Below are 606 nucleotides of genomic sequence, written 5' to 3'. Positions count from 1 at the left end.
CCGATAATACAGCCGCAAGGGAAACTGCACCTGTACCTTGAATATCATCATTAAACGTACAAATATCATGACGATATTTATCTAAAATTTTTCGTGCATTTCGAGAGCTAAAGTCTTCCCAGTGTAAAAGTGCTTTCGGGAATTGTTTATTTACCGCTCGTACAAATGTATCAATAAATTCATCGTATGCTTCACCTGTTATACGAGGGTGACGATTTCCAATATAAAATGGATTGTTTAATAGTTCCTCACGGTTTGTACCTACATCTAAAATTACTGGTAATACACGACTAGGATCGATTCCAACTGCGGCTGTATAAACAGCTAATTTTCCGATTGCGATGTTAATACCACCAACGCCCCAGTCACCAATTCCAAGTATACCTTCTCCATCTGTTACAACGACTAAATCAATATTTTCTGCTGTTGCACCAATATTGGCGAACGCTTCTTCAATACCTGACGGATCGTTAATTGATAAATACACACCACGTGGTTTACGATATTCATGACTATATCTTTGAATCGCTACACCAACAGTTGGTGTATATACGATTGGTAACATTTCGCGTAAATGATCTGTTAAAATACGATAAAATAATACTT

The 606-nt window shown here is 37.0% G+C and carries 1 pseudogene; it reads right to left on the bottom strand.

What is annotated here, in order from left to right:
* A pseudogene (gene malS, locus AC0NJG_RS28585) lies at positions 1–606 on the bottom strand (oxaloacetate-decarboxylating malate dehydrogenase); the annotation flags it as partial.

Source organism: Bacillus sp. SSR7 (genome assembly GCF_055902415.1).
Note: the sequence above shows the minus strand (reverse complement) of the source record. Positions and strands in the feature narration are given on the sequence as shown.